The organism is Rossellomorea oryzaecorticis, assembly GCF_038405515.1.
Classification (GTDB): Bacteria; Bacillota; Bacilli; order Bacillales; family Bacillaceae_B; genus Rossellomorea; species Rossellomorea oryzaecorticis_A.
The window spans coordinates 63,500-78,562 of record NZ_JBBYAF010000014.1 but is presented as its reverse complement, the minus strand read 5'-3'; the positions used below and the strand labels follow the sequence as shown (position 1 = coordinate 78,562).

The window sequence follows — 15,063 nt, the reverse complement described above, 5'->3', positions numbered from 1 at the left end:
AGGATGCAGCTTTGGCACAAGAATATGATTTAGTCATTCTGGGCGGTGGAACAGGCGGTTATGTTGCCGCTATCCGCGCGTCACAATTAGGTTTGAAAACAGCGATCGTTGAAAAGGGGAAACTCGGTGGAACCTGTCTCCATAGAGGATGCATTCCGAGTAAAGCTCTTTTAAGAAGTGCTGAGGTCTATGCGACTGCAAAGCACAGTGACAGCTTCGGTGTGAAAATCAACGGAGTGGAGCTTGATTTTGAAAAAGTTCAATCCCGAAAGGATGGAATCGTCGAACAGCTTCATAAAGGTGTGCAGCACTTAATGAAACAAGGTAAGATCGATGTATTTGAAGGGCTCGGCCGTATTTTGGGGCCTTCCATCTTTTCTCCGATGCCAGGTACAATTTCAGTTGAAATGAATAACGGCGAAGAGAATGAAATGTTGATTCCGAAAAACGTCATTGTAGCAACGGGTTCACGTCCGCGTTCGCTGCCGGGTCTCGATATTGACGGGGAATATGTCTTATCTTCCGATGAAGCGCTGTCACTTGAACAGCTGCCGAAGTCGATCATCATTGTTGGCGGAGGTGTGATCGGAATTGAGTGGGCTTCCATGCTATCTGACTTCGATGTTGAGGTAACAGTGGTTGAGTACGCAGATAAGATCGTACCTACTGAAGATCATGAAATATCAAAAGAAATGCAGCGTTTAATGAAGAAAAAGGGCGTCAAAATCGTCACAGGTGCAAAAGTACTTTCGGAAACGTTACAAAAGGGTGAAGGAACTGTAACGATCAATGCTGAACATAAAGGTGAAGAGAAATCATTCACTGCAGAAAAAATCCTTGTCTCAGTTGGAAGACAAGCAAATGTAGAAGGTATTGGACTAGAAAACACTGACATCAAAGTGGAAAACGGCTTTGTTGAAGTAAATGACTTCTTCCAAACAAAAGAATCACATATTTACGCAATCGGTGATGTCATCGGCGGTCTCCAATTAGCCCATGTCGCTTCACATGAAGGAATTACAGCCGTCGAGCACATGGCAAATGAAAAGCCCCAGACGATTGATTATTCACTTATTTCGAAATGCATCTACAGCAGCCCGGAAATTGCCAGTGTCGGAATGACCGAACAAGAGGCGAAGGAAAAAGGGTTCGAACTTAAGATAGGGAAATTCAGCTTCAGAGCCATTGGTAAAGCACTTGTATACGGTGAATCCGATGGTTTCGTAAAGATCATAGCTGATAAAGACACTGACGATATCCTTGGGGTTCACATGATCGGTCCGCATGTTACCGATATGATTTCCGAAGCTGGACTTGCTCGTGTTCTCGATGCCACTCCATGGGAAATCGGTCATACGATTCACCCTCATCCTTCTCTATCGGAAGCGATCGGGGAAGCTGCACTGGCAGTGGATGGGAAAGCGATTCATTCTTAATAATCAAAATATATTCAGAGGGGGGAAGTGTTTTTCCCCTCATATAAAGACTTTAACCCGCAGGAGGTAAAAAAAAATGGCAGAGAATCGTCATGAAGAATTAGGTCTCTCTAATGAAAAAGTATTAGAAATATATGAAACCATGCTACTTGCAAGAAAAATTGATGAGCGTATGTGGTTGTTAAACCGTTCCGGGAAAATTCCTTTCGTTATTTCCTGTCAAGGTCAGGAAGCTGCGCAGGTAGGGGCAGCATTTGCATTGGACAGAGAAAAGGATTTTGTCCTGCCGTATTACCGCGACATGGGTGTTGTATTGACTTTCGGTATGACAGCTAAGGAATTGATGCTTTCAGGCTTTGCCAAAGCAGAAGATCCGAACTCGGGCGGTCGTCAGATGCCTGGTCACTTCGGCCAAAAGAAAAATAATATCGTGACCGGTTCCTCACCTGTGACAACTCAGGTTCCGCATGCAGTCGGCGTTGCGCTTGCAGGGAAAATGGAAAAGAAAGATCTTGTCACGTTCGTGACATTCGGAGAAGGGTCTTCAAACCAGGGTGACTTCCATGAAGGAGCAAACTTCGCTGGTGTACATAAGCTTCCGGTTATCTTTATGTGTGAAAATAATAAATACGCGATTTCTGTTCCGATTGAAAAACAATTGGCATGTGAAAATGTATCAGACCGTGCAATTGGATACGGAATGCCTGGATTTACGGTTGATGGAAATGATCCTCTTGAGGTATATAAAGCAGTTAAAGAAGCGGCAGACCGCGGCCGCCGCGGCGAAGGTCCTACTCTGGTCGAAACCGTTTCATACCGTCTGACTCCTCACTCTTCAGACGACGATGACAGAAGCTATCGTTCACCGGATGAAGTGGCTAAAGCGAAAACGAATGATCCGATCATTACATTCGGCGCTTACTTGAAAGAAACAGGCGTAATGAATGATGAGCTTGAAAAAGAAATCAACGATCGTGTGATGAAGCAAGTGAATGAAGCTACAGACTATGCAGAAAACGCTCCATATGCTGATCCTGAATCAGCAATGAAGTATGTGTACGCAGAAGAGAAGTAAGGGGGAATAGACAATGCCAGTAATTTCATACATTGATGCCGTAACAATGGCAATTAGAGAAGAAATGGAACGAGATGAAAAAGTATTCGTACTTGGTGAAGATGTCGGAAAAAAAGGCGGGGTATTCAAAGCGACTCACGGATTGTATGATCAATTCGGGGAAGATCGGGTCATCGATACTCCACTGGCTGAATCTGCAATCGCAGGGGTTGGGATCGGTGCTGCGATGTACGGCATGAGACCAATCGCTGAAATGCAATTTGCAGACTTCATCATGCCTGCTGTTAACCAGATCATCTCTGAAGCGTCCCGTATCCGTTATCGTTCGAATAATGACTGGAGCTGTCCGATGGTCATTCGTGCACCTTATGGAGGCGGAGTCCATGGAGCATTATATCACTCCCAATCCGTTGAGGCTGTGTTTGCTAATCAGCCTGGATTGAAAATTGTCATGCCTTCAACTCCGTATGATGTAAAAGGTTTATTGAAAGCAGCGATTCGCGATGAAGATCCGGTATTATTCTTTGAGCATAAGCGTGCATACCGCTTAATCAAAGGGGAAGTGCCTGATGACGATTACACGCTTCCAATCGGGAAAGCAGATGTAAAGCGTGAGGGCGAAGACATCACTGTCATCACTTACGGGTTATCGGTCCATTTCGCTCTTCAAGCAGCAGAAAAGCTTGCCCAGGATGGAATTGAAGCCCATATTCTTGATTTACGAACGATTTATCCACTTGATAAGGAAGCAATCATTGAAGCTGCTTCTAAAACAGGTAAAGTCCTTCTGGTCACAGAAGATAATAAAGAAGGCAGCATCATGGGAGAGGTATCTGCAATCATAGCGGAAAATTGCCTATTTGAGCTGGATGCACCGATCAAGCGTCTTGCCGGACCGGATGTTCCTGCAATGCCTTATGCACCTACAATGGAAAAATACTTTATGATCAACCCTGATAAAGTAGAAAAGGCTATGCGTGAGCTGGCAGAATTTTAATCCAACAAATACACTGAATGCAAAACGTTAGGAGGGTTCCTCATGGGTATGGAAAATATGAAGATGCCGCAGTTAGGGGAAAGTGTAACAGAAGGTACGATTAGTAAATGGCTGGTATCGCCCGGTGATACTGTAAATAAATACGATCCGATTGCAGAAGTGCAGACGGATAAAGTAAATGCTGAAGTTCCATCTTCTTTTACAGGTACGATTAAAGAATTGATCGCTGAAGAAGGTGACACATTGGAAGTCGGCGAAATTATCTGTTCAATCGAAGTGGAAGGAGCCGGGTCTGCTCCTTCTGAGGAAGCACCTAAAGAAGAGAAAAAGGAAACTGAAGGTGAAAAACCTTCACAGTCACCTGCGAAACCATCTCAGCCATCGAAGAAAGAAGCTGGAAATAAAGCAAGATATTCACCGGCTGTATTAAAGCTTTCTCAAGAACACGACATCGACTTGAATCAGGTTGAAGGTACCGGTAACGGCGGCCGCATCACGAGGAAGGATCTTAAGAAAATCATCGAATCAGGGAATATTCCCAAAGCGGGTGATGCACCTGCACAAGCTGAAGCAGCACCTGCGAATTCATCGCAGGCACCTGTCAAGGAACAAGCACAGCCCGCGGCATCTGCCAAACAGGCTGCACCAGCATCGAATGTCCCTGTCATGCCTGGAGATATCGAAATCCCGGTTACAGGCGTACGTAAAGCGATTGCTTCCAACATGGTAAGAAGTAAGCACGAAGCTCCTCACGCTTGGACGATGATGGAAGTGGATGTTACAAACCTTGTGGAATACAGGAATTCCCTAAAGACCGAGTTCAAACAACGTGAGGGCTTTAACTTGACATTCTTTGCTTTCTTCGTAAAAGCTGTATCACAAGCCCTTAAAGAATTCCCGCAAATCAACTCTATGTGGGCAGGCGATAAAATCATCCAGAAGAAAGATGTTAATATCTCAATCGCTGTTGCGACAGATGATGCCTTATTCGTTCCAGTTATCAAAAATGCAGATGAAAAAACAATCAAAGGCATTGCTCGCGAAATAACGGATCTGGCTGGAAAAGTCCGAAGCGGCAAGCTGAAGTCAGAAGATATGCAGGGCGGAACCTTTACAGTGAACAACACCGGGTCTTTCGGCTCTGTCCAATCAATGGGTATTATCAACTATCCGCAGGCTGCAATCCTTCAGGTTGAATCAATCGTCAAACGTCCAGTGGTCATGAATAATGGCATGATTGCCGTACGCGATATGGTGAATCTATGCATGTCACTTGATCACCGTGTGCTTGATGGCCTGGTTTGCGGAAGATTCCTCCAGCGAATCAAAGAGATCTTGGAGAATACTTCTAAAGAAAATACTTCTGTATATTAATAATCGGACTCCATCCTGTAAATGGAGGAATCCGGTTTCAAAGAAAGGACTAACCTGAGTGGTTAGTCCTTTTCTTATTGATGCAGAGTGGTTACTTTATCTTATCTTGAGTACTGATCACATTAAAATACCGGGATGGATAGCCGGAATATTCCCAGAAGAATATTCCGGACTGGTCATACCTTTTTCTGTATAGTTCTTTATCGGTGCAGGGAATCATTGATTAAAGCTGTCTGTCCCTTTCTTCTTATTTTGAAAATCAGGATTTCATGCACAATTTAAATCCCTCCTATTTACCCCTGTTTTTTCACCTCAAACCAGAAAATATTACTGGAATTATAGAATTCACGGGACTTTTATCCTTGAATGAAAATGGAGGAATCAGACCATTCGTTCATTTTCTGAAAATTCAGATCAATAATGACAAAAAGTTACAACATTTTACAATTGTATTTGGTTATCTTTGGTGTAACACCTACATTTTACCAGGTGATTCTGAATGCGGAGGTGAATCTTGAAAGGAAACATCAATTAAATTTGGGAGGGAATTCAATGAGGGGAAGAAGTAAAAGAAAGTGGTTTTCAATGGTATTGACCCTAGTAATGTTCATTCCACTAATGTTTCCATTCAATTCAAACGCAGCAAGTACTTCAATGCAAAGTGCAGCAAAAGGTAAAGCTTCTACATCAGTAAATGATACTGCAAAGGTAAGTCCACAATCGAAGATTACCTCAAAACTGCAGGAGCAATTCAAGAAAAACGAGCACGTCACATACTTAGTGAAGTTCAAGGAGCAGGTCGACACTAAGGGCGTAGCGAAAAAAGCGGCTGAAAAAGCCGAGAAACAGAAGCTTACAGCAAACAGTAAGAAGCTGCTGAAGCGTAATATGGTTGTTTCAGAGCTGCGTGCCACTGCACTTGAAACTCAAGCAGAAGTGAAAAAATACTTAAACAAAGAGAAAAAGAGCGGTGCCGTTAAAAATGTAAAAGACTTTTACGTCGTAAATGGGATGGCTGTTACAAGTACGAAGGAAGTTATGGAGAAGATCGCCAACTTCCCTGAAGTGGCGAAAATTTTACCGAATGAAACACGCCAGCTCATCCAGCCGGTCAAAGCAGAAGGTTCTCAAGCCGCGCTGGAGGTAAAGAAGGCTGAAAAGGCGGACAATAAACCTGCCTCCATCGAGTGGAACATCGAGCAGATCGGTGCCCCGACGGTATGGGATATGGGAATCGACGGAGCAGGTACAGTTGTAGCCTCCATCGATACCGGTGTTCAATGGAATCACCCGGCATTGAAGGAAAAATACAGAGGGTTCGATCCTCAAAACCCTGACACTCCGGACAATGAATTCAACTGGTTTGACGCAACAGCAGGTCAGGGCACACCTTATGATGATCGGGGGCATGGCACCCATGTTACCGGTACCATGGTAGGTTCTGAACCAGATGGAAATAACCAGATCGGTGTAGCCCCGGGAGCCAAGTGGATCGCGGTTAAAGCATTCACGGCCAATGGAGGAACTGATGTTGATTTACTGGAAGCGGGACAATGGATTCTTGCACCGACTGATGCAGAAGGGAATCCGCATCCTGAAATGGCACCGGATGTTGTCAATAACTCATGGGGCGGCGGACCAGGCTTGGATGAATGGTACCGCGAAATGGTTTCTGCATGGAGAGCTGCTGAGATCTTCCCTGAATTCTCTGCAGGAAACACTACGCTATTCAATCCTGGAGGACCAGGATCAGTTGCAACTCCTGCCAACTACCCTGAATCGTTTGCGACAGGAGCGACTGATAGCAGTAATAATCTTGCAGGCTTCTCTTTACAAGGACCTTCTCCATATGATGAAGTGAAACCTGAAATTTCAGCACCGGGCGTGAACATCCGTTCTTCCGTACCGGGAAGCAATTATGAAGGCGGCTGGAATGGTACATCAATGGCCGGTCCACACGTTTCAGCAGTTGCGGCTCTATTAAAGCAGGTTAATTCAGACTTGACTGTAGACGATATTGAAGAAATATTAATGTCGACTGCAATTCCATTGACTGATGGTACCTTCCCTGAGTCCCCGAATAACGGTTATGGGGCAGGACTGGTGAATGCATTTGATGCAGTATCATCCGTCATGAGCGGCATCGGAAAGATTGAAGGTAATGTATCGAAAGAAGGGGATGATACTGAAGCCCCTGCGATTTCACATGACGCTCCTGGAGAAGCATTTAAAGAAATGGATTTACCCCTTCAAGCGGATGTAAGCGATAATGTCAGTGTAACAAGTGTATCATTGAACTATCAGAAAGCGGATGGTGAGTGGGTTTCTGTTGAGGCTTCAAGAACATCCGGCGACTACAAAGAAGGATCCTACAAAGCTGTCATTCCTGGTGAAGATTTGACTGGCGACAGCGTGAATTACAAGTGGAGTGCGTTGGATTTCGGCGGTAATGAAATTGAAAGTGATACCTACACGGTTCCTTTACTGCCTGGAATCACAGTAGGGTATGAACAGGATTTTGAAACATCTCCTGCAGGCTGGACTTCTTATGGAGAAGCGAACAGCTGGGAGTGGGGAGTTCCGGCAACAGGTCCAGAGAGCGCAGTTTCCGGAGAGAAAGTGTACGCTACTAATCTGGATGGAACCTACGATAATCGAGCAAATATGTCCCTGCAGATGCCTCCGATCGATCTGCCGGAAGGAAACAGCTACCTGCAGTTCAAGCAGTGGCATGAACTAGAACGCAATTACGATTATGGGCATGTATTTGTCTCTACGGATGGAGAGAGCTGGACACAGGCTCTTCGCGTAAACAATGTGACGGACGGCTGGGTGGATGGCGAGGTTGACTTAAGCGCATATGCAGGCCAGCGTATCTACGTAGCATTCAATGTGACAACTGATGGAAGTGTTGTCAAACAAGGCTGGTATCTGGATGATGTTAAACTGAGTGCAGAATCCATTATGCCGGCTGGTAAGGCTCAGTTGGGACTGAAATCAAAGAGTGACAGCTCTTCATCGGTTTCCAAGAAACCTAGTGTGAACCCTAATAAGATCGAAATGGTGAAGCCTGCCAAGATAGAAGCATCTGCGGATGGTACTGCCCCAGCGCCGGTATTATTACCGCTGCAGGCTGAGGTGACAATGCTTGAGACAGGACGCTCTGCTTACACGAACCCTGCAGACGGTTCATATCAAATGACACACGCAGCGGGAGAATTCACACTTCAAGCTTCAACATACGGCTTCAGATCCCAGACCCAAAATGTCACATTGGAAGCGGACGGGACATCTACAGCCAACTTCACGTTGGAGGAGATTCCTCGTGGAAACGTGTCAGGTGTCGTGACGAATGAAGCTACAGGTGAAGCGGTTGAAGGAGCGACGGTCTTCTTAATGGAAGATGCCGTTGTGACGCCGGTTGAAACCAATGCTGATGGTGAATACGAACTTGAAGCTTATGAAGGTGAGTATACGCTTAAAATCGTTGCCCCTTACTACTACAGCCAGGAAGTGAGTGTGACGATTGAAGGCGGGGGAGCTGTAACTGCCGATGTTTCATTGGAACCATTCATCGGATATCCTGGTGAAATCGGGTATGATGATGGAACGGCAGAAAACGCACGAGCATTTTATGATGCAGGTAATGGATGGGCCGTGAAGATGTCACTTGAAGAAGGAAATGATTCAGCAATGGTAACTGGCGGACTATTCCGTTTCTGGGATACTGAATGGCCGGTGCCGGGCGGAACAGACTTCCAAGTGGCAATCTATGATGCTTCAGGCACAGACGGGGCACCTGGTAAGAAACTTGCAGGTCCATTTGATGCAACTGCGCTGAGAACTGGCGAATGGACGCATGTTGATTTAAGTGAACATGGAATTTTGGTTGATGGCGATTTCTATATGGTCTACATCCAATCAGCTCCAAATCCTAACGCACCGGGATTGGGTACAGATGAAGACGGCGAATATGCTGCGCGCAGCTGGCAGCTTGTTGGCGGTGCATGGTCCCCATCTCCAGAGGATGAAGGTAACTATATGATCCGTGCAACGGTCAATTATGAAGTGACAGCACCGGTCATTACTACACCTGAAAATGAATCATTCACAAACGAAGAATCAATCACTGTGGAAGGAACCTCTGCTCCTACAACAACGGTCCATGTTTACAATGGGGAAGAGGAAGTAGCTGCTGCTGAGACTCAAGATGACGGCAGTTTCTCTGCAGAAGTGGCATTGAACGACGGAGTGAATACTCTTACTGCTAAAGCAGCTACTGAGCAAGGTATGACTGCTGCGTCTGAAGCTGTAACGGTTACTCTTGATCAGGTGAACCCTGAATTAGAGATCACTTCACCTGAAGATGATCTGAAGACTAATCGTGAAGTCATTACTGTGGAAGGGAACTTTACGGAGGAAAATCTTGAATCAATCAAGGTGAACGGTCAGGAAGCATTTGTGGAAGATGGAAGCTTCAGTCACAGAATGCTGCTGGATCAGGGAGAAAACATCATTACAGTGGTCGCTAGGGACAAAGCAGGTAATGAAACAGAGCAAAGCGTAACAGTCTTTGCAAAATATGGGGATATTGAAATCAATAATCTCCTTCCTGCAGAAGATAAATATCTCAAAAAAGGTCAATCAGTGAAAATTGAGTTTGATAGTGAAGTTGACCTGGATGCAACATTCACTATACTAATGCCTCTAACGAATGCAGGGGCGCAGCTTACAAACGCAAATGAGCTGCCGATGATGGAAACTTCAGAAGGACATTATGTGGGCTACTATACAGCAACCGATAATGTAAAGGCTTCTGGAGCCGTGATCGAAGTGAAAATTGCAGACGAATTTGGCAATGTCACAACGAAAAGGGCAGAAGGAAAGCTGTTTCTTAACACGAAAAAGTAATTTAAATGAGAGGGGAGAGCTGACAGCGTCAGCTCTTCTTTTTATCGCCTTGAATAAAGCTCTGTGTGATGATTGAAGAAACAGTCTTTTTTTTATATACTAAAATAGTATTAGAATAAAAATTTCGAATTTTCATCAAAAAGATGCAAAGAAAAACGAGTATAAAAGGGATGGGAACACGTTATTTTGTAAACGATTTCAAAATGAATTCGAAAGAGGGGTATTATGAATCTTAGTGACATGAAAAATCAAACATTCAATCCTCCCAGCCTGCAGGAATGGCAGGAAGCAGCTGAAAAAGCCTTGAAAGGGAGAGGCATAGAAACATTACATACTAAAACATATGAGGGGATCAATCTTAAACCGCTTTATACAGAAGAAGACCTTCCTGCTATCAACCGCGTGGAAGCTTATATACCCGGTGCGGATGGAAAAATTTCCATGATTAATGAGTGGAAAATCGCACAGAAACTTACAAGGAAGACATGGCAGGACTTGTCCCAAGCCCTCCTTGGAGCAGTCTCACGGGGACAGAACTGTTTGGCATTTTCTATGGGATCTTTAGAATTAGATCAAGGATTTGACTCCTTTATCAACGGGTTTGCAGGCGGGTCCCTTCCGCTTTTTAACATCGAAAAGAACAATACAGCGTTAGTCGATCGACTCTCAGATATGGCGGAGGAGAATGTATCTCTTAAAAAGCTTAAAGGAGTCATCGGTTTTGATCCACTGTCAGAAACCGGTTTTGCCGATGGGGAATACAATCTTGCAGAATGGGCGGATAAGGTAACGGCAGCAGCCGGCAATCTCCCTGACATTAAAACCATTGTCATCAATACGTCGCCTTATCATAACGCAGGTTCAAATGCAGTTCAAGACTTGACCTATGCCTTAAGTACCGGAGTCTGGTATTTTGAAAGACTGCAAGAAAAGGGCTGGTCACCTGAACAAATTGCCAAAAAGGTCCATGTTCATTTTTCAGTCGGGAGTCATTTCTTCATGGAAGCTGCCAAGATCAGAGCCTTCAAGAAATTATGGAAGGATATGCTGGCTTCTTATGGGATCAGCAAAGAAACGTGTGATGGATGTATAAGTGTAAGTGCAGAAACATCACATTTTAATAAATCCGGCCTGGATCAGCATGTGAATTTGCTCCGGTCGGGCGGAGAGGCGTTTTCGGCCGTACTTGCCGGTGTGGATTACTTGATGGTCCATCCGTTTGATACTGTAAAAGGTGAAACCGGTATGTTCTCTGAGAGGATAGCGCGCAATATACAGTTGATACTTGGGGAAGAAGCCCATTTAAACAAAGTAGTCGATCCCGCGGGAGGATCCTACTTCTTGGAATGGCTTACCGAAGAAGCAGGCAGATTAGCCTGGCAGGAATTTCAGCGCATTGACCGTGATGGCGGAATCGCTGCTTCATTGAAAGCGGGAAAAATCCAGGAGAGTGTGCGGAAGGTTTGTGAAGAGAGACTGGCTGATTTATCCACCCGTACACAATCCATGATCGGTACCAATATCTATGCAAATCCTGAAGATTCACTTTCAGGTGTGGAAGTGGGGGATGAGGACAGACTTTCCCTTCCATTTGAAAGGCTGAGAAGAAGAACTGAGAAACTTGCGATGTCAGGCAGAAAGCCGGCTGCAGGTATTATTGGATTAGGTGAACTGAAGAGTCACAAGCCGCGTGCAGACTATGTAAGTGGATTTTTATCCACTGGAGGAATACTGTCTCATCTGAGTCCTGGATGCTCCACGAAAGAAGATATTCTTCATTTTATTGAAGAGACAAACTATCCTTATTATGTTGTGTGCGGCAAAGATGAAGAATATGATGAATGGCTGCCTCTGATTTTGGAAACAGCCTCCAATTATCATTCGCAAATAAAAATGGATATTGCAGGTAAAGTGAGTGAAATGAAAATGAGCGAATGGAAACAGCTTGGTTTGAATGGCTGTATCTATCATAAACAAAATATGCTGGATAAGCTGAATAGCCTGATCACAATGTGGGAGGAGGAGAATAGGAATGATTAAGCCAGACTGGCAGGAAATGAACCCGTACTCAGAAGCAAAAGTGGACGGGAGTGTTATTGCTTCCGGATCCACCTATGAAACAAATGAAAAACTGACAATCAAATCCCTCTATACTGAGGAAGATACAAAAGACATCCCCCATCGTGATGACCTGCCCGGCATTGCACCTTATACGAGAGGTCCATATCCTACGATGTACGTGAACAGGCCATGGACGGTCCGCCAATATGCAGGGTTTTCGACAGCGGAAGAAAGCAATGCCTTCTACCGCAGAAACTTGAGCATGGGCCAAAAAGGTCTCTCGGTAGCCTTTGATCTGGCCACGCATAGAGGATATGACTCGGATCATCCGAGGGTGGTAGGAGACGTAGGGAAAGCCGGGGTAGCAATTGACTCTATCCTTGATATGAAAATATTATTCGACGGTATTCCCCTTGACCAAATGTCAGTATCAATGACAATGAACGGTGCAGTTCTTCCTATTCTCGCTTTCTATATTGTGACTGCCGAGGAGCAAGGGGTTGCACAAGAACAGCTTTCAGGAACCATCCAGAACGATATTTTAAAAGAATACATGGTAAGGAATACGTATATTTATCCCCCTGAAACTTCGATGAAGATCATCGCGGATATCTTTGAGTATACATCCGAAAAAATGCCCAAATTCAACAGCATCAGTATCTCGGGATATCATATGCAGGAAGCGGGCGCGCCTGCGGATATCGAACTTGCCTATACACTTGCAGACGGTCTCGAATATGTGAGAACAGGATTAAAAGCAGGTATTGATATCGATTCTTTCGCTCCGAGGCTGTCATTTTTCTGGGCGATTGGAATGAATTACTTTATGGAAGTAGCCAAGATGCGGGCTGCAAGAAGGATCTGGGCTCAAATGATGAAGTCCTTCCACCCTGAAAATGTAAAGTCAATGGCATTGCGCACACATTCTCAAACTTCAGGCTGGAGCCTGACAGAACAGGATCCTTTCAACAACGTGACCCGTACGCTTATTGAAGCTCACGCAGCGGCGATGGGGCATACCCAGTCACTGCATACAAACGCACTTGATGAGGCCATCGCCCTGCCGACGGATTTTTCAGCACGTATTGCGAGAAACACGCAGCTTTATCTTCAGGAAGAGACCCAGATCACAAAGGTCATTGACCCATGGGCAGGTTCCCATTATGTCGAGTCCCTGACGAAACAACTGATGGAAAAAGCCTGGGAGCATATTCAAGAAATTGAAGAGCTCGGCGGAATGACAAAAGCAATCGAGACAGGGCTTCCAAAGATGAGGATCGAAGAAGCGGCTGCGAGAAGGCAGGCGATGATTGATTCAGGCAAGGAGTCAATCATCGGCGTAAATAAATATCGATTGGATAAAGAGGACGATATAGAGACACTTGACATCGACAATACAGCAGTACGTCAGAAACAAATCGAAAGAATCCAAAAACTGAAAGCGGAAAGAAATGAAGAGGAAGTTGCAAAAGCACTGGAGGCACTGACGGCGGCAGCGGAAACCGGGGAAGGAAACCTCCTCGAAAAAGCGGTTGAAGCTGCAAGGGCAAGAGCCACGCTTGGTGAGATCTCCGATGCGGTCGAAAAAGTATCAGGCAGACATAAAGCGACGATAAGGAGTATCAGCGGAGTGTACAGTTCAAATTTTTCTAACGAACAGGAAATTGCAGTCGTACAGGAGATGACGGAAGAGTTCTTGGAGAATGAAGGAAGAAGACCACGGATCCTGATTGCGAAAATGGGTCAGGATGGACACGACAGAGGTGCAAAAGTCATCAGTACGGCATTTGCCGACCTTGGATTTGATGTCGATATCGGACCTCTGTTTCAAACGCCGGAAGAAACGGCTCTGCAGGCGGTGGAAAATGATGTTCACGTCATAGGCTTCAGTTCACTCGCAGCCGGCCATAAAACCCTCTTGCCCCAGTTGTCGGCAGAGCTCAAGAAACTGAAAAGAGAAGACATACTCATTGTAGTAGGGGGAGTCATTCCGGCGAAGGACTATGAGTTCCTCTTGAATAACGGGGCGTCAGCTGTGTTTGGTCCCGGGACGATCATTCCGGTTGCTGCTCAAAAAGTAATCAAGGAAATCTACGAAGTACTCGGTTATGAGGAAGTGACCGAATAATGGACGCACAACACCCGGAAAAAAAGCGGAGATTTGTGAAGAAAAAAAAGGACCCAATTTCAATCGGAACATTAAAAGAAGGGATTCTTAATGGAAATCGCAGCTCCCTGGCAAAAGCCATCACCTTGATAGAGAGCAATGCAGCTCATCATTATGAATGGGGGCAGGAACTTCTAGGGGAAGTGATGCCCCATACTGGGAACAGCCTGCGGATCGGAATCACGGGAGTCCCGGGTGCCGGGAAAAGCACGTTTATCGAAGCATTTGGAGAAATGCTGTGCAATCAAGGACATTCAGTGGCCGTCCTTGCCATAGATCCAAGCTCCTCCTTATCCGGGGGCAGTATCTTAGGTGATAAGACAAGAATGGAACAGCTGTCCAAAAACCCAAAAGCATTTGTCAGGCCGTCACCTACAGCGGGGACGCTTGGAGGTGTTCACCGGAAAACGAATGAAACATTGCTTTTGTGCGAAGCTGCCGGTTACGACATCATCATCATTGAAACGGTCGGTGTCGGTCAAAGTGAGGTCATGGTCAGACAAATGGTGGACTTCTTCCTATTACTCGCCATCACCGGAGCGGGAGATGAGCTGCAAGGAATGAAGAAGGGGATCATGGAACTAGCCGATGCGATGGTCGTCAATAAAGCGGACGGTGATAATAAACGCCTTGCCGATAAAACAAAACGGGAACTCAACCAAATCCTCCACTTTCTCGTACCTGCAACAAAAGGATGGAGTTCAAAGGCATATACATGCTCAGCCATTGAAAAAAGCGGCTTGAAGGAATTATGGGATGTCATAAAGGAATTTGAGAAAACCACCAAGGAAACCGGCAGTTTTCAGGAGAGAAGGGACCGGCAAAAGAAAGAATGGTTCTACACGATGTTGAAAGATCGCATCCTATCAGATTTCTTCCTAGATGAAAGAATAAAACCTGCCGTTCCGCAAATGGAAGAAAAGGTGAAAAGCGGCGACCTTACCACTTCCAAGGCGATCGAAGAACTGCTTCATCTTTACAAGCAGTCATGATAGGATTTTATTTATTCAGGTGAATTAATTGTTGTGAATAAATTCGTTCC

At 45.2% G+C, this 15,063-nt stretch carries 8 protein-coding genes; all 8 read left to right on the top strand.

Annotated features, from left to right (window positions below):
* The first annotated feature begins 11 nt into the window (after positions 1 to 11).
* The 8 genes from lpdA (at position 12) to meaB (ending at position 15,013) form a co-directional block, all read left to right on the top strand.
* On the top strand, positions 12 to 1,436 hold the full coding sequence (gene lpdA, locus AAEO50_RS09210; RefSeq protein ID WP_341982758.1) for a dihydrolipoyl dehydrogenase: 1,425 nt from the start codon (positions 12 to 14) through the stop codon (positions 1,434 to 1,436).
* 76 nt (positions 1,437 to 1,512) lie between these two features.
* Positions 1,513 to 2,511 (top strand): thiamine pyrophosphate-dependent dehydrogenase E1 component subunit alpha, encoded by a 999-nt coding sequence (locus tag AAEO50_RS09205; RefSeq protein ID WP_341982756.1) that lies wholly within the window; start codon positions 1,513 to 1,515, stop codon positions 2,509 to 2,511.
* A 13-nt stretch (positions 2,512 to 2,524) separates the two neighbouring features.
* Positions 2,525 to 3,508, top strand: a complete 984-nt coding sequence (locus tag AAEO50_RS09200) for an alpha-ketoacid dehydrogenase subunit beta (RefSeq protein ID WP_341982754.1) — start codon at positions 2,525 to 2,527, stop codon at positions 3,506 to 3,508.
* A 42-nt stretch (positions 3,509 to 3,550) separates the two neighbouring features.
* On the top strand, positions 3,551 to 4,882 hold the full coding sequence (locus tag AAEO50_RS09195; RefSeq protein ID WP_341982752.1) for a dihydrolipoamide acetyltransferase family protein: 1,332 nt from the start codon (positions 3,551 to 3,553) through the stop codon (positions 4,880 to 4,882).
* Between the two features lie 552 nt (positions 4,883 to 5,434).
* Positions 5,435 to 9,793, top strand: a complete 4,359-nt coding sequence (locus tag AAEO50_RS09190; protein WP_341982750.1) for a S8 family serine peptidase — start codon at positions 5,435 to 5,437, stop codon at positions 9,791 to 9,793.
* Positions 9,794 to 10,033: 240 nt separating this feature from the next.
* A complete protein-coding gene (locus AAEO50_RS09185) occupies positions 10,034 to 11,833 on the top strand; it encodes a methylmalonyl-CoA mutase family protein (RefSeq protein WP_341982748.1) in 1,800 nt (599 codons plus the stop codon).
* Positions 11,834 to 11,849: 16 nt separating this feature from the next.
* The gene (gene scpA, locus AAEO50_RS09180; protein ID WP_341982790.1) at positions 11,850 to 13,982 is read left to right on the top strand and encodes a methylmalonyl-CoA mutase; all 2,133 of its coding nucleotides are present in this window, start codon (positions 11,850 to 11,852) and stop codon (positions 13,980 to 13,982) included.
* Complete coding sequence (gene meaB / locus AAEO50_RS09175; protein WP_341982746.1) at positions 13,982 to 15,013, top strand: methylmalonyl Co-A mutase-associated GTPase MeaB; 1,032 nt, start codon at positions 13,982 to 13,984, stop codon at positions 15,011 to 15,013. The genes scpA and meaB overlap by 1 nt, the downstream gene beginning before the upstream one ends.
* Positions 15,014 to 15,063 lie beyond the last annotated feature (50 nt).